Here is an 18555-nt window from a genome sequence, read left to right as displayed (position 1 = left end):
GCCGGGGATCACCGCGGGGTGTCGAAGCCCTCTTCGAGGATGGCGAAGACCGCGTCGGCCGCCTCGGACAGCGTCGTGTAGCCCATCTCGGGCGTGGCGAGGATGTCGGAGGCGGCGCGGAAGGCGCTGTGGATCACCGCGCCGATGACGTGCGGCCGCAGGTCGGCGGCCGGGTCCACGCCCATCCGGTCGGCGATCGCCGCGACGACGGCGGCCTGCTTGCGCTGGGCGTGCTCCAGGCTGCCCGCCAGCAGCGTGTCGCTGCGCGACATCAGCTCCATCATGCACTGGAAGCGGGACGGGTCGAAGCCGAGTTCGCCGCGCTCGCAGGCCCGCGCGATGCCGACCACGGTGCGGCGCAGCGCCGTCATGATCGGCTCGTCGGCGGGGCGGGCGGCCAGGGCGGCCAGCACCGCCCGGTGCTGCTCCTCCTGGAAGGTGAGCGCGACGTCCTCTTTGGAGGCGAAGTAGCGGAAGAAGGTGCGTGAGGACACGTCCACCGCGTCGGCGATCTCCTCGACGGTGGTGGCGTCGAAGCCCTTGTCGGCGAAGAGGCGGAACGCGGCGTCGATGAGCGCCTCGCGGGTCTGCTGCTTCTTGCGTTCGCGCCGGCCCGCGGGGAGGGCGTCGGTCGCGGTCATGGGCGAAGTGTAACCGGGAAGCCACCGCGTGCCAACCGTCGCGCGATGACGAGAGTCGCTTGACGACAAGTGTCATGGCATGACACTTTTAGGGCTCCACTTCCCTCGTCCCGGAGGACGCACCATGTCGCAGTCCCCGAGCGCCGGGCTCCTGGAGCCCGGCGCCCCGCCCGTACGGCCCGCCCGCGCCGGGCACGGCCATCCCTGGCTGACCCTGGTCGCCGTCGCGCTCGGCGTGATGATGGTCGGCCTGGACGCCACCGTCGTCTCCATCGCCAACCCCGCCATCGCCAAGGACCTCGGCGCCTCCCTGTCGGGCCTGCAGTGGGTCACCAACGCCTACCTGCTCGCGCTCGCGGTCACCCTCATCCCGGCCGGCAAGATCGCCGACCGGTTCGGGCGGCGCCGCACCTTCCTGGCCGGCGTGGTCGGCTTCGCCATCGCCTCGCTGCTCATCGGCCTGTCCGGCGGCCTCGGGATGGTCATCTTCTGGCGCGTGGTGCAGGGGTTCGCGGGGGCCCTCCTGCAACCGGCCAGCCTGGCCATCCTGCGCAGCACCTTCCCCGCCGAGCGGCTGAACACCGCGATCGGCGTGTGGGGCGCCACCGTCGGTATCTCCATCGCGGGCGGCCCGATCGTGGCCGGGCTGCTGGTGGAGAACGTCAGCTGGGAGTCGGTGTTCTTCCTCAACGCGCCGCTCGGCCTGGTCGCGCTGCTGGTCGGCCTCTGGGTGATCCGCGAGTCCCGCGACGAGCAGGCCGCCGGGTCGTTCGACCTGCCCGGCGTCGCCCTGCTGACCGGTGCCCTGTTCGCCCTGGTCTGGGGCCTGATCAAGGCGGGCGAGCACGGCTTCGGCGCCGCCGTCCCGCTGGTGTCGTTCGCCGTCGCGGTGGTGCTGTTCGCCGCCTTCGCGGTGAACGAGCTGCGCGCCGCGCACCCGCTGCTGCCGCTCGGGCTGTTCCGGTCGGTGTCGCTGTCGGCCGCCACCGGGCTGATCGTGCTGGCGTTCTTCGGCATGTTCGGCACGATCTTCTTCGTCACCCTCTACCTGCAGCAGGTGCACGGGATGAGCCCGGTGCAGGCGGGCGTGCGGATGCTGCCGATGACCGCGGTGTTCATCGTCGCCTCGCCCATCGCCGGGGCGCTGACCAGCCGGTTCGGCCCGCGCGTCCCGCTGGTCATCGGCATGGTGTTCACCGCCGCCGCCATGTTCGGCCTCGCCCGGATCGGGGTGGACGCCCCCTACCTGCAGATCTGGCCGTGGTTCGTGCTGATCGGGCTGGCGTTCGGGATGGTGCTGGTCGCCGGGACCGAGGCGATCGTCGGCAACGCGCCCGAGCACCTGGCGGGCGTCGCGGGCGGCCTCCAGCAGACCGCCTCCCAGGTCGGCGGGGTCCTCGGCACCGCCGTGCTCGGCACGCTGCTGTCGGGCCGGGTCGGCGACGTGCTGTTCGGCCGGCTGACCGAGGCGGGCGTGCCCGAGCGGGCGGCCGGGCCGCTGTCGGGGCAGGCCGGGCTGGTCGCGCAGGGCGTCGCGCCCGTCCCGCCCGGAACGTCCGCGCGCACCGCCGCCGCGATCACCGACGGCAGCCACCAGGCGTTCATGGACGGCTTCCAGTCCGCGCTGACCGTCGCGGGCGTGGTGTCGGCCATCGCGATCGCGGCGGCGCTGCTGGTGCGGCGCGGCCAGTCCCCGGTCGACGCGGTGCCCGCCTGACCCGAGGCGGATTTCCATGGATCTCCGGGCGTACCGCCCGCCGGATGTCCTAGCCTTCGCGGTGATGGACGGCTTCCTCCGGCGCTACGCGACGCCCCTCACGTTCCTCGGTCTCTTCGCCGCCATGGCGGTGGTGCAGGTCTGCGTCCTGTCCCCCGAGGGGGAGCGGGCGCTGGTCGGCTGGGCGAGCACCAACCTGGCCAACCTCGCCGTCAACCCGGTCGGCACGATGGTCGTCTCGGCCTTCGTCGCCGAGAGCGCCCAGCCGGTGCTGCTGGCGCTCGCCGCGGTCGGGCTGTTCCCGGTCGCGCGCCGGTTCGGGAACCTGCGCGCGGTGCTGCTGATCGCGGTCGCGCACGTGCTCGGCACCCTGGTCAGCCAGGGCGTCGCGCTGGTGCGGCTGGAGGCGGGGCTGCTGTCGGCCTCGGTCCGCACCATCCCCGACGTCGGCCCGTCCTACGTGCTGTCGGCCGCGCTGGTCGCGGCGGTCCTGTACGGGCCGGGGCGGCTGCCGCGGCTGCTCGCCCTCGCCGGGTGGTGCGGGCTCGCGCCGGTGCTGTTCGAGGGCATCGGCACGCTGGAGGTCGCCGCCGTCGGCCACGTCGTCGCCATGGTGAGCGGCGGCCTGGTCGGCGGCCTGCTGCTCTGGCGCGAGCGCCGCGGGGCGCTCGCGCCAGAACCCGGCTAGCCGCCGGGGGAGGGCGTCGGGTTGGACGTCGGCTCGGGCGTCTCGGCGGGCGGCTCGGCCGGCGTCGGCGCCGGCGGCGGGGTCGACGGCTCCTCGGTGGTCGGCGGCGGCGGAGTCGGCTCCGGCGCCGGGTCCGTGGTGGGCGGGGGAGTGCTCGGCGGCGGGTTCGTCGCCGAGGGAGGCGGCGTCGTCTCGGCGGGCTTCCTGCCGTGCTCCGGCTTGCCGGACGGCTGCTTCCCACCGCCACCGCCGCCCTGCGTCGGCTGGGCGACCGGCTGCGGAGAGGTCGCCGGCGCCGGGGACTGGTCGTACTGCGTGGTCGGCGCCTCCCCGGACTTGGTCGGGACGGCGCTGTCGCCGAGCGGCGCCGCCGAGGTGCCCGTGAGGGCGGGGTCGCCGTGCACGCCGTCCGACGACGACGGGGTCACCGAGCTGACGCCGACGCCCCGCGCGGCCGGCCACGACACCAGCATCCCGATCGCGGCGGCGACCGAGGCCGCCGCGCCCGCGATGACCGCGATGCCCCTGGCCAGGCCGCGGCGCGGCCGGTCCGTGGCGGCGGGCGCGCCGACGACCACCAGCGGCGGGGCCGGCGCGGCGAGCGTCGCCAGGGGCTGGACGGCGCCCTCCTCGGCGAGCGCGAGGATCCGGTCGCGCAGCGTCCCGGGGGCCTGCGCGGGCGCGCGGTGGGCGAGCAGCTGGTGCAGCCGGCCCTTCTCGAACGCCTCGATCAGTTCCAGGTCGCCGCCGGTGGTGCTGCGCATCAGCGTGTCCAGCACGCCGCGTTCCAGGCGGGCGCGGGCGGCGTGCAGCAGCTGCCGTGCGGTGTCGGGCGCGATGCCGAGGACCCGCGCGATGTCGGGCACCTCCAGCCATTCGCCCGCCCACAGCAGCAGCGCCTCACGGTGGTCGGCGCGCAGCGTGGCGGCCGCGCGCAGCAGTGGGTCGTCGCCCGCGGTGAACACGGGCTCGTCGAAGGCGCCGCGCTCGGTGCAGGCCGAACGCGACAGCGCGTAGAGCCAGAGCACGCTGTCGCCGCGCGGCGGATGCCGGACGGCGGCGGCGAAGGTGTCGGTGACGGCGGCGGCGGCCTGCTCGTCGCCGAGCAGCGACCAGCAGTGAGCGTAAAGACGATCGGCGTGCGCGGCGTAAAGGGAGCCCAGGTCTGCGCGCATGTGACCTCCGGACAAAAGGGGGTGACCGGGACTCTAGTGCACGGAACGGGGTGCTGCGCCGCATGGTCGGTGTTCGCTCAGACGTAGACAAATTTCAGGAATTGGTTGGATTGCTGATCCGGTTCAGCAGGGAAGGATTCGAACTTGTTGTCGATCTCGAAAGGCGGCCCCGGATGACCCGGCTCACCGTGGACGACGTCCACCAGTACCTGCACGGCGTCTGCTTCAAGAACGGCCCGCCCGGCACGGTCGGCGCGGAGACCGAGTGGTTCGTCACCTGCGCCGACGACCCGGCCGCCCACCCGCCCGGCGCCCGGGTGCGCGCGCTCGTCGAGGCCGCCGGGCCGCCGCCGTGCGGCAGCCGGATCAGCTACGAGCCGGGCGGGCAGCTGGAGCTCAGCTCCGCGCCGTTCCCCACGGGCCTCGCGGCCCTGCACGAGGGGCTCGCCGCCGACATCGCGCACGTGCGGGCCGCCCTCGTCCCGGCCGGCCTGGACCTGGTCGGACACGGCGCCGACCCGCTGCGGCGGCCCCTGTTCCAGGCCGAGCATCCGCGCTACGGGTGCATGCGCGACTACTTCGACGCCACCGGCTTCGCCGGTGCCGGGCTCGCCATGATGTGCTCGACGGCCTCGGTGCAGGTCTGCCTGGACATCGGCGCCGACGCGGCCGACGCCGCCCGGCGCTGGCGGCGCACCCACGCGCTCGGCCCGGTGCTGGTCGCCGCGTTCGCCAACTCGCCGCTGTGCGCGGGCCGCCGGACCGGCCTGCGCTCGTCCAGGCAGGGCGTCTGGACCGAACTGGACCCCTGCCGCACGGCACCTGTCACCACGGGCCCGGTCCACGACGGCGGCGACCCCGCCGAGGAGTGGGCCCGGTACGCGCTGGACGCCCGCGTCATGGTGATCCGTACCGCCGCCGGGGAGTGGCTCGCCGATCCCGGCATGACCTTCGCCGAGTGGCTGGACAAGGGCGAGCCGACCCTGTCCGACCTGGACTACCACCTGTCCACGCTGTTCCCGCCGGTGCGGCCGCGCGGCTGGCTGGAGCTGCGGATGATCGACGCGCTGCCCGGCCGGTACTGGCCGGTGCCGGTCGCCGTCGCCACCGCCCTGCTGGAGGACCCGGCGGCCGCGGCCGCCGCGGACGCCGCCGTCGAACCGGTCGCCGGCCGCTGGGCCGAGGCCGCCCGCGACGCCCTCACCGATCCGCCCCTGGCCGCCGCGGCCCGCGCCTGCTTCGCCGCGGCGCTGGACGCGCTGCCCCGGCTCGGCGCCGCCGGGCTGGTCCCGCTGGTGGCCGAGTACGCCGCCCGCTACGTCGAACGCGGGCGCTGCCCCGCCGACGACCTGCCGAGCGAGGAGAACACCGCATGGCCCCGCTGAACACGCTGGACGAGCACGCGCTGAAGGAACGCATCGCCGGAGAGCTCGGCGCGGCCCGCGACCGCAGCCACGGCCTCACCACCGGCGTGCTCGACGACACCCGCCTCACCGCCCAGGTCTCGCCGCTGATGTCCCCGCTCGTCTGGGACCTGGCGCACATCGGCAACTACGAAGAACTGTGGTTGCTGCGCGCCGCCGCCGGGACCGCGCCGATGCGGCCCGAGATCGACGGGCTGTACGACGCGTTCGAACACCCCCGGGCTACCCGCCCCACGCTGCCGCTGCTGCCCCCGGCGGAGGCGGCCACCTACATCGCCACCGTCCGTGCCAAGGTCCTGGACTCCCTGGACAAGGTTCGCTTCGACGGTCCGGACCGGCTGACCGGCGGCGGCTTCGTGTACGGGATGGTCCTGCAGCACGAGCACATGCACGACGAGACCATGCTCGCCACACACCAGCTCCGCAAGGACGGGCCCGCCCTGCTCGACCCGCCGGAGCCGGCCGGCCACATCGCCCCGGCGGCGGCGTCCGAGGTGCTGATCGGTGCCGGGCCGTTCGTCATGGGCACTTCCGACGACCACTGGTCCTACGACAACGAGCGCCCCAGGCACCTGGTGGACCTGCCTGCCTACTACATCGACACCGAACCCGTCAGCAACGCCGAATACCTGGCGTTCATGGAAGCGGGTGGCTACGACGACCCGCGCTGGTGGGACCCCAAGGGCTGGGAGTGGCGCCAGTCCGGCGGCAAGCGCGCGCCCGCGTTCTGGACGCGCGAGGGGGAGCAGTGGGTGCGGCGGCGTTTCGGGCACGTCGAGCCGATTCCGCTCGCCGAGGCCGTCCAGCACGTGTGCTGGTACGAGGCCGACGCCTACGCCCGCTGGGCGGGCAAGCGGCTGCCCACCGAGGCCGAGTGGGAGAAGGCCGCGAGCTGGGGGCCGGACGCGCAGCACGCGCGCCGCTACCCCTGGGGAGACGACTACGCGGAAGACCACGCGAACCTCGGGCAGCGCGCACACCGCCCCTCGGTGAAGGGGGCGTACGCCTCGGGCGCGTCCGCATACGGGGTGCGCCGTATGGTCGGCGACGTGTGGGAGTGGACGTCCTCGGACTTCCACGGCTACCCCGGTTTCCGCTCCTTCCCCTACAAGGAGTACTCGGAAGTCTTCTTCGGGCCGGAGTACAAGGTTCTGCGGGGCGGCTCCTGGGCGACCCACCCGCTGGCGGTGCGCAACACCTTCCGCAACTGGGACTACCCCATCCGCCGCCAGATCTTCTCCGGTTTCCGCTGTGCCAGGGACGCCGCCTGATGTGCCGCCACGTCGGCTACCTCGGCCCCGCGCGCACACTGCACGAGCTGATCTACGGCGGCGACCACTCCCTGGAGCACCAGACGTACGCGCCCCGCATGACGCAGGGCAACCTGCTCAACGCGGACGGGTTCGGCGTCGGCTGGTACGGGGAGGCGCCCGAGCCGATCCGGTTCCGGCGGGCGCAGCCGCTGTGGACCGACCAGTCGTTCCGGGAGATCGCCGGGGCCGTCCGGGCGTCCTGCGCGGTCGCGGCGGTCCGGTCGGCGACGTCGGGCTTCCCGGTGGACGAGTCGTGCGCCCAGCCGTTCCGCGCCGGCGCCCGCCTGTTCAGCCACAACGGCAAGGTCACCGGATTCGGCGGGATCGAGGGCAAGCTGCGCGAGCTGGCCGGCGACCTGGCGGACATCCCGGACGCCCGCGCGCCCGTCGACTCGGCGCTGCTGTTCGCGCTCGCCGCCCGGCACTGGCGCGAGGGCGGCGGCCTCGGCGACGGCCTGGCCGCCGTCGTCCAGGCGATCACCGGCCTGGCGCCCGGCCGCTACAACCTGCTCGCCGCCGACGGGACCGCGCTCGCCGCCACCACCTGGGGCGACTCGCTGTTCGTCCGGGAGAGCCCGGACGCGATCACGCTCGCGTCCGAGCCCCTGGACGACGGCCCCGGCTGGCGGGCCGTGCCCGACCGCTCGCTGGTCACCGCCGCGCCCGCCGCCGGCGTCCAGATCACACCGCTCTGAGGGGAACCCGCATGGACCGCTTCCTGACACCGGACGACCTGGCCAAGGCGCTGCGCCTGGACGTGCACGACGGCCTCACCGCGACACCGAAGACGCTCCCGCCCAAATGGTTCTACGACGAGCGCGGCAGCGAGCTGTTCGAGCAGATCACCGCGCTGGAGGAGTACTACCCGACCCGCCGCGAACGCGAGATCCTCGCCGCCCGCGCGCCCGAGATCGCCGCGGTCACCGGCGCCCGGACGCTGCTGGAGCTCGGCGCCGGCTCGGGGGAGAAGACCCGGCTGCTGCTGGACGCCCTCGCGGGCACCCTGCGCACCTACGTGCCGGTGGACGTCAGCGGCGACTTCCTGGAGGGCGCCGCCGCCGGGATCGCCGCCGACCATCCGGGCCTCACCGTCCACCCGGTCGTCGCCGACTACGAGCGGCACCTGCACCAGCTGCCCGCCGGCGAGCGGCGGCTGATCGCCTTCCTCGGCGGGACGCTCGGCAACATGCCGCCCGCCGAGCGGATCGGCTTCCTCGGCGGGCTGCGCGCCACCATGGCGCCGGACGACGCGCTGCTGCTCGGCGCCGACCTGGTCAAGGACGCCGGCCGGCTGGTGCGCGCCTACGACGACGCCGCCGGGGTCACCGCCGAGTTCAACCGCAACGTCCTGCACGTGATCAACCGGGAGCTGGACGCCGACTTCGACGTGGCCGCCTTCGCGCACGTCGCGGTCTGGAACGAGGCCGAGGAGTGGATCGAGATGCGGCTGCGCTCGGCCCGCGACCAGCGGGTGCGGATCGGCGGCCTGGACCTGGAGGTGGAGTTCGCCGCCGGGGAGGAGACGCGCACCGAGATCTCGGCCAAGTTCCGGCGCGAGCGGATGGAGGCCGAGCTCGGCGCCGCCGGGCTCGCGCTCGCGGAGTTCTGGACCGACGAGGCGGGCGACTTCTCGCTCACGCTGGCCCGTCCCGCCTAACGCGTGCGGAGGGGGTGCGCCAGGCCGAGCCGGCGCAGGTCCTGGGCCAGCCGGGAGGCCAGGTACCGGTGGCCCGGCACGGTCGGGTGCACCCCGTCGGGCTTGATGTAGCGCCGGGCGTTGCCGGTGCCGTCGCGGTGGTCACCGGTGATCCACCGCTCGGCGATCGGGTCGACGAACGGGACGCGCAGCTCGCCGGCGACGCCCCGCAGCGCGTCGCGGACGGCGAGCACGGCGGCGGACGGGCGCTCGTTGCCCCACAGCGGCCCGATCAGCACCTGCCGGGTGCCGGGCCAGCGCTGCCCGGCCCGGCCCAGCAGCTCGCGGGCCCCCGCGCCGGCCCGCGCCGCCGGGTACCGCGCGTCGTTGTGGCCGCCCGACACCACCAGCAGGTCGGGCGCGGGCCGCCAGCCGAGCTGGCTCTCGAACATCGCCCCGAACGTCTGCCCGCGCAGCCCGGTCGCCACGAACCCGGTGCCGCCCCGGCCGCCGACCACGACCTGCCAGCCGAGCAGCCGCGCCGTCGCCGAGGCGTAGGTGTTCTCCGGCAGCGCGCCGCGCTCGCCGACGGTGTAGGAGTCGCCGAGGAACATCACCAGCGGCGGCCCGGCGGCGGCGGGCCGGACCGGCACGGGCGCCTTGCGCGCGGTCGCCGGGCCGCCCGCCGCCTCGCACCCGGCCAGGGTCAGGCAGGCCAGGCCGGCGAGCAGCAGGGCACGGCGAAAGCGCATGGTGAACCACCGTTTCGGGGAGAACGATCGGCCGATTTTACTGATCCGCCCCGGTTGCGCGACCGTGACCCGCGCGCCGGATCATGCCAGTGACCACTGGCAGACAACGTCGTTCATTGGCATAGTGATGACCATGAAACGCCTCGCCGCCGCAGCGGCCGCAGCCGCGTGCGCCCTCCTCGCCGCCCCCGCCCCCGCCCACGCCGCCCCCGCCTCCCTCCACCCGGTCGCGCTGCCGTTCCTCTGGCCGAACGCGGACCTGTACGACGTCGACGCCGTCTCGCCCGCCAAGGTGTGGGCCGCCGGCCGCCAGGGCGCGTTCTGCGCCGTCTGGGTGCCGTGGACGCCGTGCGCCGTGGGCAGCAACGGCAACCCGGTGATCCGCCAGTGGACCGGCTCGGCCTGGAAGGAGTACCCGATCAACGGCTGGCAGGGCCAGGGCGCCGTGGTCGCGGTCGGCGGCACGGCCACGGAGACCTGGGCCGCCAGCGGGAACTCGACCCCGCAGGTCTTCCGTTTCGACGGCACGGCGTTCCAGCCCGTCGCCGCACCCGCCGGGCACACCTACACGTGGTTCCGGGCGAGCGCCGCCGGGGCCTGGGCCCGGGTCGAGGGACTCGCCGCCCCGCTGTACCGCCGCAGCGGGAACGCCTGGCAGGAGGCCTCACTGCCCGGCACCTTCGCCAACCTCATCGACCTGCAGGGCCGCGCCGCCGACGACGCCTACGCGGTGGGCACCGGCTACCGGACCGGCGGCTTCGGCTACCCCACCCTCGCCCACTGGGACGGTGCCGCCTGGCATGAGATCCCCGTGCCGGAGGACATGCGGCCGAGCACCGTGAACTTCACCGCCGTCGTGCCGGGCGGCCCCGGCGAGGCGTGGCTGATCGGCCCGGGCGCGCTCGTGCACCTGAAGGACGGCGCCTGGACCAGGATGACGGTCCCCGTCGCGGGCGAGGACGTGCTGGACCTGGCGCCGGCCGGCGACGGCACCCTGTGGGCGCTGAGCGGCGCCGAACCTGCGGCGGGGCGGCCCTACCGCTACGTCGACGGCGTGTGGGAGGCGGCGACGGTCCCGACGGGCGCCCGGCCGCACCGGCTGGCCGTCGTCCCGGGCACGGGCAAGGTCTGGGCAGTCGCCGCGGACGCGTCGGGCAAGCCGCTGGTGCTGACCGATTCTTAAGCTTCGATTAAGCCCGGCTCTTAAGCTCCGGTTAAGATCGGCCGCCCCCTGACGAGCGCGCCCGCCGGAGACCACCATGACCGCTGTCGACCCCGTCCCTCAGCAGGAGGCCGCTCCCGCCTGCTACCGCCACCCCAAACGCGAGACCTATGTCCGCTGTGTCCGGTGCGACCGGTACATCTGCGCGGACTGCATGCGGGACGCGGCCGTCGGCCAGCAGTGCGCCGAATGCGTGCGGGAGGGCAACAAGGGCGTCCGGCAGGCGCGGTCGGTCTTCGGCGGGCGCGTCACGGTGACGCCGTGGGTCACCTACGTCCTGATCGCGCTGAACGTGCTGGCCTACCTCGCCGAGCTGGCCAGGCCGTCCCTGCTGGAGCGCTTCGACGGCCTGGGCTCGGGCATGGTCGGCCCCGACGGCGGGTACTACGTCCCGAGCGCCACCACCGACCCCGGCTACCACCTGGTCGGCATCGCGCACGGCGAATGGGACCGGCTGCTCACCTCGGCCTTCCTGCACCAGCCGCCCGGCCAGGGCTTCGGGGTGCTGCACATCGCGCTCAACATGTGGTGGATCTGGCGCCTCGGCCGCCCGCTGGAGGAGATGCTCGGCCGCACCCGCTTCGCCGCCCTCTACCTGCTGGCGGCGCTCGGCGGCTCGGTGCTGGCCTTCCTCGTCTCCCCGCACACCGGCGCCCTCGGCGCGTCCGGCGCCGTCTTCGGCCTCACCGCCGCCTACTGGGTGTTCAGCCGCCGCCTCGGCCACGACATGACCGAGGCCAACCAGCTGACGATCCTGTCGCTGGTCTGGCTGGTCGTCTCGGCCGGGTTCACCTCCTGGCAGGGCCACCTGGGCGGCTTCCTGGCCGGTGGCGTGATCGCCCTGGCGTTCGCCTACGCCCCCGGCAGGTACCGGGTCCTGGTCCAGGCGGCGGCGGGCGTGGCCCTGCTCGCGGTGCTGCTCGCCCTCACGGCGGTCAAGGCGAGCGATCTCGCCGTCCTCTAGGAACGGGAAGGGGCATCAGTGATGGGCGTGCCGATCCCCGGACCGCCGGCCGGGCTCACGTGATCGCGTGGGTGGTCACGGCCGTGGTGGTCGCGTCGGTCGCGGTGAGCCTGGTCGCGGTGCCTGCCGGTGCGCGGACGGGCGACGGCGGCCACAGAGGTGATCGCGGGCGGGCTGCGGTGGGGGCTGGCCTTCTTCTTCGTCCCGGCGCTGGCGATCCGCTACGGCGTGACGTTCGGGCACCCGGCGGTCGCCGCCGCCGCCGGGCTGCTGGTCGCCGGGGCCGCCGCAGCGGCGGCGGTGCGTGAGGCGCCGGGCCTTCCGGCCGGACGCCTCACGCTCGCCGCCGTGGTGGGCGCCGCCGCCGCTTACGCGTCGGTGCGCCTGGTGACCGACGCCTACTACGAGGCGGGGTTGCTGCGCGGGCTCGCCGCCGGGTTCGCGGCGGTGGTCGCCGTCGCGGGCTCGTCGACGGGGCGCAGCTCGTCGGCGTAGCTGACCGACAGCCGGCGCATCACGCCGCCGTCGCTGATGGAGTACTGGCCGAGCCGCCACAGCGGCGGCGAGTAGGCGTGGATCGACACGCTCGCCGGGGCCGATCCGACGAGCCGGTGGATGTGGTCGGGGCCGAAGCAGAACGAGGCGCCCTCGCCGATCCGGGTCTCGGCGTGCTCGCCGCCGATGCGCGGGTTGCACTCGGCCAGCTCGCCCGCGACGACCCGGACGGCGCCCGAGGAGATGTCGTGGTCGTGCCAGCCGGTGTCGTTCTGCGGCGTCCAGCAGAGCAGCCACACGTCCACGTGCTCGTCGCGGTAGAGCGAGGCGTAGTGCCGCTCGTCGTCGGAGAAGGCGACGTGCTGCCGCCACAGGCCCGGTTCGTCGGCCAGGGCGTCCACCAGCTCGCGCAGTTCGCGTTTGTCGAGCGCGCGCGCGGGCAGCTCGGCCAGACACGTCGTGGCACCAGGGGTGAGGGTCTCAGGCGGCATTGCTTCGCTCCTTTCCGGTGAGCAGGCGGTACGGGTTGGCCACGCGGAACGCGTGGGCGGCGGCCTCGCCGAGGCCGAGGTCGCGGGGGCCCGCGTAGGGCCGGTCGGTGCCGTGGACGACCACGTCGACGCCGAGCGCGCGGACGGCGGCGTCGGCGGCGCGCGGGCCGTAGGAGGAGGTCTCGACGAACGCGGCCGGGTCGATCTCGCCCCGCCCGCCGCCGCGCGCGGAGAGCCGTTCGCCGTGCAGGGGGGCGAGCCCGGCCAGCATGGCGAAGCATATGCGCAGGTGAGGATGGCGGGGACGGCCGAACGCGCGGAAGGCGAACCAGGCGGCGTGCATCTGCTGCGCGTAGGGGACGAGCGCCGCCCACCACGCCGGGACGCCCGGCACGGCCGGCGCCGGCCCCGGGTGCAGGAAGAGCGGCAGGCCGCGCTCCTCGAGCAGGGAGAGGAGCGGCGCGCAGCGCTCGTAGCCGGCCGGGTCGGTCAGCGCGGACGCGGGGAGCTGCAGGCCGGCGAAGCCGAGGTCGAGGTCGGCGGCGACGGCGTCCGCGTCGACCGTGTGGACGTTCGCGGCGGCCCAGGCGCCGAACGGCGCGGGCAGCGCGGCGGCGCCCCGGTGGTAGGCGTCCAGCAGGGGGCGCGCCTCGTCCGGCGGCAGCCACTCGATGCCGAGCGGGGTGGACAGGGAGACCAGGGCGCGGTCCAGGCCGTCGGCGCGGGCGAGCGCGGCGCGCCGGTCGGCGTCGTGGTCGGCGGGGTCCACCTCGTAGGGCGGCTCGCCCTCCAGATGGAGCGTCCAGCCGCGCAGGTAAGGAAATTCCGTGCGGGCGCGCAGCGCCTCGGTGAACGGCGTGCTCCACAGGTGCTGGTGCACGTCGACGCCGGGCACGGGTCTCCCTCCCTTTTGCTGAACCGCATCAGTTAACCGCTTCAGTGAACCGGTTCAGACGACGCGCCGTCAAGTACGGGCCCTGGAATCGTCAGCGGCGGCCCGTAAGGTTGGGGGCGTGGCGGACAGGCGTAAGCGCACGACCATCCGGGAGGTCGCGCAGGCGACGGGGCTGTCGCCTGCCGCGGTGTCGTACGCGCTGCGCGGCATCCAGACCAGCGAGGAGACCCAGGAGCGGGTCCGCGCCGCGGCCGAGGAGCTCGGCTACGAGGCGCACCCGATCGCGCGCGCCCTGGCCAGCGGCCGCACCGACATGGTCGGGCTGCTCTGCGGCTCGCTGGAGGACTACTGGCAGCAGTCGCTGGCCGTCGGCATCGGCCGCGCGCTGCTCGCCCGCGGCCGGTACGCGCTGCTGGTCGACGCCGGCGGCGACCCCGAGCGCGAGCTGGCCCTCGCCCGCCGGCTGCGCGACCAGCGGGTCGACGGCCTGATCGTGCAGCCGCTCGACCCGTCCGCGCCGCTGTGGGCCGAGCTGGCCGAGTCCGTCCCGGTCGTGTCGATCGGCGACGGCCTGCACGGCGGCCAGGCGCAGGGCGAGGTCGTCTTCGACAACCGGCGCGGCGTCACCCTCGCCCTGGAGCACCTGCGCGACCTCGGGCACCGCCGCGTCGGGGTGCTCACCCCGACCCGCGCCGGCACCCCCGACCGGCCCGCCGACGTGCACGTGGAGGCCGAGGCCGAGCGGCTCGGCCTGCGCGTCGACGTCGCCGTCGCGCCGCAGTCGCTGGCCGGCGCCACCGCCGCCGCGCTGGGGGTGCTGGACCGCTCCGACCGCCCCTCGGCGGTGTTCTGCTTCTCCGACGTCATCGCCTACGGCGTGTACGCCGCCACCCGCGAGCTCGGCCTGGCCACCCCCGGCGATGTGGCCGTCTGCGGCTACGACAACCACCCGATGTCGGCGCTGCTGACGCCGCCGCTCACCACCGTCGACTGGGACATCGACGGCATCGTGCACTCCGCGGTCCGCCTGGTCGTCGACGTCATCGACGGCAAACCGCGCAAACGCCGGGTCGTGCGCGAGCCCTCCCTGTGCGTCCGCGACTCCACCGGCCGGCTCTGAGCGGGCGGGCCGCATGGGCACGCGAGCGCGGTCAGGGGGCCGGGTCCGGCTCCCCGATCAGCTCGGCGAGGCGGGGCAGCAGGTCGGCGGCCGCCGCGATGTCGGCGTCGAGCGGGCGGTCCTCCACCCGCTCGTCCAGCACCTGCGCCGCCAGGTCGTAGCCGTCCTTCAGCGGCCCGCCCGCCGGGGCGCGGCCCTGCAGCCGCAGCGCCCGCACCGCCGCGACCAGCTCGCAGCCGAGGCCGATCCGGTACGCCGCGAGCGCGTCGGTGGTGGCCCGCGCCGCCTGGGTGGAGAAGCCCGCGTGCTCCTCCACGCCGCGCGACAGCACCGCGCTGCCGAGCGCCGCGGGGGTGGCCAGCCGCCGCACGTCGGCGAGCGCCGAGTGCGCCACGTACTCCAGGATCATGATCCCCGAGGACGCCTCGGTGGCCGCCTGGAACGGGTACAGGCCGGTGAAGGACGGCTCGGTGAGCGTGCCGAGCCGGGCCGCCGACAGCGCCATCGTCTGGAACAGCGCGGCCCGCGCGGCGTCCAGGGCGAGGCCGACGTAGGCGGTGTGGAAGTTGCCGTTGTGCCACACCGTGCGGCCCGCCACGTCGACCAGCGGGTTCTCCGCGCGGGCGTTGATCTCCCGGGTGACCACGCCCTCGGCGTACCGGGCGGCCTCCAGCGCCGGCCCGTGCACCTGCGGGAACGCCCGGTAGCCGTAGGGGTCCTGGATCCGGCCAGGGGCGGGGTGGTCGAAGGCCAGCAGCGCGCGCATGGCCGCGGCGACCTCCTGCTGGCCCGGGTGCGGGCAGGCGTCGTGCACGGCCGGGACGTAGGGCTCCTCCGAGCCGCGCACCGCCAGCAGCGACAGCGCCGCGACGGCGGTGGACGCGGCGACCAGCGTGCGCAGGTCAGCGGCGGCGAGCGCGGCCTCGCCGAGGGTGGCGGCGTTGGAGCTGATGAAGGCCAGCGCGTCGGAGGAGCGCAGCCGGAAGCCGGGGCCGCGCGCGGGCCCGTCGTCCACGCCGCCCAGCCAGGCCCGCTCGCCGAGCAGGCAGAGCGCGGTGGAGGCGAGCGCGGTCAGGTCGCCGGTGCCGATCGCGCCGTACACCGGGACGGGCGGCAGCAGCCCGAGGTTCAGCGCGTCGGCGAGCGGCTGCAGCACGCCCGGGTCGACGCCCGAGCCGCCGGCGGCGAGCTGGTTCAGCCGGACCGTCAGCATCGCCCGCACGATCTCGGGCGCGACCAGCGGCCCGGCCCCGGCGGCGTGGCTGCGCAGCAGCCGCAGGCCGTGCGCGTCGGCGTCCTCCCACTCCACGTTCACCATCCGGTTCGCGCCGACGCCGGTGGTGCGCCCGTACACCGGCCGCTCGGCGGCCACCGCGCGGGCCGTCTCCGCCGCCGCGCGGGCCCGGTCCAGCCCGGCGGGGGATATGGCGATCATCACGTCCGTGCGCGCCGCACGGGCCACCAGACCGCAGTCCAGACCGGTGCCGTCGATAACGATTCGGCTGTGCTCCACGGCGACACGCTACTTTCCTGAGTATTCCGGTAGTTATGATCAGGATGAGGCATCCCGGCGGGTCCGCCGGTCGGCGGGAGAGTGTCGGATGTCTACTGTTGGGTAGAAGCCGTAACCGATCATCACCTGACCGATCATCACCTGTCAGAGCGGACCGAAGGCGTTGCCACGACGCCCGATGAGGACGTGAATCGTTTGATCACCTTCGAGGGCGTGACCAAGCGCTACCCCGACGGCACCGTGGCCGTCGACGAGCTGGACCTGGAGATCCCCGCGGGCAGCCTGACCGTGCTGGTCGGCCCGTCGGGCTGCGGCAAGACCACCACGCTGCGGATGGTCAACAGGATGGTCGAGGCCACCTCGGGCACCATCAGCGTGGACGGGAAGAACATCCGCGACGTCGACCCGCCCACGCTGCGCCGCGGCATCGGCTACGTCATCCAGCAGGCAGGCCTGTTCCCGCACCGCACGATCGTCGACAACATCGCCACCGTGCCGTTCCTGCTCGGCCAGGACAAGAAGAAGGCCCGCGCGCACGCCTACGAGCTGATGGAGCGCGTCGGCCTCGACCAGGGGCTCGCCAAGCGTTACCCGGCGCAGCTGTCGGGCGGCCAGCAGCAGCGCGTCGGCGTCGCCCGCGCGCTCGCGGCCGACCCGCCGATCCTGCTGATGGACGAGCCGTTCAGCGCCGTCGACCCCATCGTGCGCGCCAGCCTGCAGGAGGAGTTCCTGCGGCTGCAGAGCGAGGTGGAGAAGACGATCGTGTTCGTCACCCACGACATCGACGAGGCGATCAAGCTCGGCAACCGCATCGCGGTGTTCCAGGTCGGCGGGAAGCTCGCCCAGTACGCGACGCCCGACGAGCTGCTGGACGCCCCGGCCAACGACTTCGTCCGCGACTTCCTCGGCGGCGAGCGCGGCATCCGCCGGCTGCGCTTCACCCAGGAGCTGGACGCCGAGGCCGCCGCCGAGCGCCCGGTCGCCGGCCCCCAGGCGGCCGACCGGTGAGCCCGCTCGCGTTCGGCGACGACGGCGAGCCGCTCATCAACTGGAACTGGCTGGACCGCAACACCGACGAGATCGGCTCGCTGCTGTCCGACCACGTGCTCATGTCGGTGGTGCCGATCCTGATCGGCCTGGCGATCGCGCTGCCGGCCGGTCTGGCCTGCGTGCGGTGGCGGCGGCTGTACGCGCCGGTCACCGGCCTCACCAGCGCCCTGTACGCGCTGCCGGCGATCGCGCTGTTCATCGTGCTCATCCCGTTCACCGGGCTGACCCGCACCACCGTGATGATCCCGCTGACCATGTACACCCTGTCGGTGCTGCTCCCGGCGGTGGTGGACGGGCTGCGGTCGGTGCCCGAGCACGTGCGGCTGTCGGCTGTCGCGATGGGCTTCGGCACGCTGCGCCGGCTGGTCCAGGTGGAGCTGCCGATCGCGCTGCCGGTCGTCATGGCGGGCCTGCGGGTCACCACGGTCTCCAACATCAGCCTGGTCAGCGTCGGCGCGCTGATCGGCGTCGGCGGCCTCGGCCAGCTGTTCACCGACGGCCTGAACCGCGACTTCCTCACTCCGATCCTGGCCGGCATCGTCCTCACCATCGCGCTCGCGCTCGTCGCGGACGTGCTGCTGGTCGTGCTGCAGCGGCTGCTCACCCCGTGGACCCGGGCACGCGGCGGAGGCGGCCGGGCCGGGCGCCGCGCCGCCCGGGAGGCCGCGCGCGAGGTCGCCGCGCCCGCGCACGCCGATGCCGCACCGACCGGAAAGGGCGCGCTGTGAACGCGATCTGGAACGCGCTGCGCTGGTTCGGGGAGTCCGCGCAGTGGCACGGGCCCGACGGCATCCCGCACCGGCTGCTGGAGCACCTGTACTACTCCGCCCTCGCCTTCGCGATCACCGTGGTGATCGCGCTGCCGCTCGGCCTGCTGCTCGGGCACGTGCGCGGCCGCGCGTCGTCGGGGCTCGGCCTGTCGGTGCTGCTGTCGGCCAACGGCGCCCGCGCGCTGCCGACGCTCGGCCTGCTGACGCTGGTGGTCACGCTGAGCGCCAGCGACCTGGTGCCGATCTTGATCCCGCTGGTGGTGCTGGCGGTCCCGCCGGTCCTGGTGAACGCCTACACCGGCGTCCAGCAGGTCGAGCCGGAGCTGCGCGACGCCGCCGAGGGCATGGGGATGACCGGCCGGCAGGTGCTGTGGCGGGTGGAGACGCCGCTGGCGCTGCCGCTGGTCCTGCTCGGGCTGCGCACCGCCGCGATCCAGATCGTGTCGACCGCGGCGATCGCGGCGTTCGTCGGCCTCGGCGGCCTCGGCCGGTTCATCATCGACGGCCTGAAGCGCCAGGAGTACGACACCACCGCGGGCGGCGCGATCCTGGTGATCCTGCTGGCCTTCCTCATCCAGTTCCTGTTCAGCCTGCTGTCGCGCACGGCCGTCTCCCCGGGCCTGCGGCGGACGGCGGGCTCCTGACACCGGCTTATCGGTTTTTTCGAAAGGAATCTGACGGATGCTTCG

The 18555-nt window shown here is 74.5% G+C and carries 18 protein-coding genes and 1 pseudogene; 13 read left to right on the top strand and 6 right to left on the bottom strand.

The window, feature by feature from the left end:
* Positions 1-8 precede the first annotated feature (8 nt).
* On the bottom strand, positions 9-641 hold the full coding sequence (locus tag ACRB68_RS06575; RefSeq protein WP_153531249.1) for a TetR family transcriptional regulator: 633 nt from the start codon (positions 639-641) through the stop codon (positions 9-11).
* A gap of 124 nt (positions 642-765) precedes the next feature.
* On the opposite strand from ACRB68_RS06575, the gene ACRB68_RS06570 reads away from it, so the two are divergent.
* Both ACRB68_RS06570 and ACRB68_RS06565 read left to right on the top strand, forming a co-directional pair.
* Positions 766-2358, top strand: coding sequence for an MFS transporter (locus ACRB68_RS06570; protein ID WP_153531248.1), 1593 nt, complete (start codon positions 766-768; stop codon positions 2356-2358).
* 64 nt (positions 2359-2422) lie between these two features.
* A complete protein-coding gene (locus ACRB68_RS06565; protein WP_194293202.1) occupies positions 2423-3046 on the top strand; it encodes a rhomboid-like protein in 624 nt (207 codons plus the stop codon).
* Here ACRB68_RS06565 and ACRB68_RS40080 read toward each other — a convergent pair.
* Positions 3043-4221: an RNA polymerase sigma factor gene (locus tag ACRB68_RS40080; RefSeq protein WP_194293201.1), complete on the bottom strand. Its 1179-nt coding sequence runs from the start codon at positions 4219-4221 to the stop codon at positions 3043-3045. The two genes, ACRB68_RS06565 and ACRB68_RS40080, sit on opposite strands and share 4 nt — an antisense overlap.
* A 173-nt stretch (positions 4222-4394) precedes the next feature.
* On the opposite strand from ACRB68_RS40080, the gene egtA reads away from it, so the two are divergent.
* The 4 genes from egtA to egtD are packed head-to-tail and all read left to right on the top strand — an operon-like array spanning position 4395 to position 8615.
* Positions 4395-5606, top strand: a complete 1212-nt coding sequence (gene egtA / locus ACRB68_RS06555; protein ID WP_153531246.1) for an ergothioneine biosynthesis glutamate--cysteine ligase EgtA — start codon at positions 4395-4397, stop codon at positions 5604-5606.
* The gene (egtB, locus tag ACRB68_RS06550; RefSeq protein WP_153531245.1) at positions 5594-6916 is read left to right on the top strand and encodes an ergothioneine biosynthesis protein EgtB; all 1323 of its coding nucleotides are present in this window, start codon (positions 5594-5596) and stop codon (positions 6914-6916) included. The genes egtA and egtB overlap by 13 nt, the downstream gene beginning before the upstream one ends.
* Entirely contained in the window at positions 6916-7653 is a 738-nt protein-coding gene (egtC, locus tag ACRB68_RS06545; protein WP_153531244.1) for an ergothioneine biosynthesis protein EgtC, read from the top strand. Before egtB ends, egtC begins: the two co-directional genes overlap by 1 nt.
* A gap of 11 nt (positions 7654-7664) precedes the next feature.
* Complete coding sequence (egtD, locus tag ACRB68_RS06540; RefSeq protein ID WP_153531243.1) at positions 7665-8615, top strand: L-histidine N(alpha)-methyltransferase; 951 nt, start codon at positions 7665-7667, stop codon at positions 8613-8615.
* On the opposite strand, the gene ACRB68_RS06535 is transcribed toward egtD, so the two are convergent.
* The gene (locus tag ACRB68_RS06535; RefSeq protein WP_153531242.1) at positions 8612-9346 is read right to left on the bottom strand and encodes an SGNH/GDSL hydrolase family protein; all 735 of its coding nucleotides are present in this window, start codon (positions 9344-9346) and stop codon (positions 8612-8614) included. The two genes, egtD and ACRB68_RS06535, sit on opposite strands and share 4 nt — an antisense overlap.
* Before the next feature lie 133 nt (positions 9347-9479).
* Between ACRB68_RS06535 and ACRB68_RS06530 the strand changes: the two genes are divergently transcribed.
* From ACRB68_RS06530 to ACRB68_RS06520, 3 genes are all read left to right on the top strand, one after another.
* Positions 9480-10529, top strand: coding sequence for a hypothetical protein (locus tag ACRB68_RS06530; protein ID WP_153531241.1), 1050 nt, complete (start codon positions 9480-9482; stop codon positions 10527-10529).
* A gap of 76 nt (positions 10530-10605) precedes the next feature.
* Entirely contained in the window at positions 10606-11532 is a 927-nt protein-coding gene (locus ACRB68_RS06525; protein WP_153531240.1) for a rhomboid family intramembrane serine protease, read from the top strand.
* Positions 11533-11661: 129 nt separating this feature from the next.
* Positions 11662-12027, top strand: a complete 366-nt coding sequence (locus ACRB68_RS06520; RefSeq protein ID WP_153531239.1) for a hypothetical protein — start codon at positions 11662-11664, stop codon at positions 12025-12027.
* Here ACRB68_RS06520 and ACRB68_RS06515 read toward each other — a convergent pair.
* Together ACRB68_RS06515 and ACRB68_RS06510 are read right to left on the bottom strand one after the other, a co-directional pair.
* Positions 11934-12518: a cysteine dioxygenase gene (locus ACRB68_RS06515; RefSeq protein WP_153531238.1), complete on the bottom strand. Its 585-nt coding sequence runs from the start codon at positions 12516-12518 to the stop codon at positions 11934-11936. The two genes, ACRB68_RS06520 and ACRB68_RS06515, sit on opposite strands and share 94 nt — an antisense overlap.
* Positions 12508-13413 (bottom strand): amidohydrolase family protein, encoded by a 906-nt coding sequence (locus ACRB68_RS06510; RefSeq protein WP_328593836.1) that lies wholly within the window; start codon positions 13411-13413, stop codon positions 12508-12510. Before ACRB68_RS06510 ends, ACRB68_RS06515 begins: the two co-directional genes overlap by 11 nt.
* Positions 13414-13531: 118 nt before the next feature.
* On the opposite strand from ACRB68_RS06510, the gene ACRB68_RS06505 reads away from it, so the two are divergent.
* Positions 13532-14533, top strand: coding sequence for a LacI family DNA-binding transcriptional regulator (locus ACRB68_RS06505; protein WP_328593835.1), 1002 nt, complete (start codon positions 13532-13534; stop codon positions 14531-14533).
* Positions 14534-14564: 31 nt separating this feature from the next.
* On the opposite strand, the gene ACRB68_RS06500 is transcribed toward ACRB68_RS06505, so the two are convergent.
* Positions 14565-16046, bottom strand: coding sequence for an aromatic amino acid ammonia-lyase (locus ACRB68_RS06500; RefSeq protein ID WP_328593834.1), 1482 nt, complete (start codon positions 16044-16046; stop codon positions 14565-14567).
* Between the two features lie 195 nt (positions 16047-16241).
* Between ACRB68_RS06500 and ACRB68_RS06495 the strand changes: the two are divergent.
* The 3 genes and pseudogenes from ACRB68_RS06495 to ACRB68_RS06485 all read left to right on the top strand — a co-directional run.
* Positions 16242-16985, top strand: a pseudogene (locus ACRB68_RS06495) (ABC transporter ATP-binding protein); the annotation flags it as partial.
* A 65-nt stretch (positions 16986-17050) separates the two neighbouring features.
* Complete coding sequence (locus ACRB68_RS06490) at positions 17051-17824, top strand: ABC transporter permease (protein ID WP_328593833.1); 774 nt, start codon at positions 17051-17053, stop codon at positions 17822-17824.
* A complete protein-coding gene (locus tag ACRB68_RS06485) occupies positions 17821-18510 on the top strand; it encodes an ABC transporter permease (RefSeq protein WP_328593832.1) in 690 nt (229 codons plus the stop codon). The genes ACRB68_RS06490 and ACRB68_RS06485 overlap by 4 nt, the downstream gene beginning before the upstream one ends.
* Positions 18511-18555: the final 45 nt, after the last annotated feature.

It is taken from the genome of Actinomadura macrotermitis, from assembly GCF_009604375.1.
In the GTDB taxonomy this organism is placed as follows: domain Bacteria; phylum Actinomycetota; class Actinomycetes; order Streptosporangiales; family Streptosporangiaceae; genus Spirillospora; species Spirillospora macrotermitis.
Note: the sequence above shows the minus strand (reverse complement) of the source record. Positions and strands in the feature narration are given on the sequence as shown.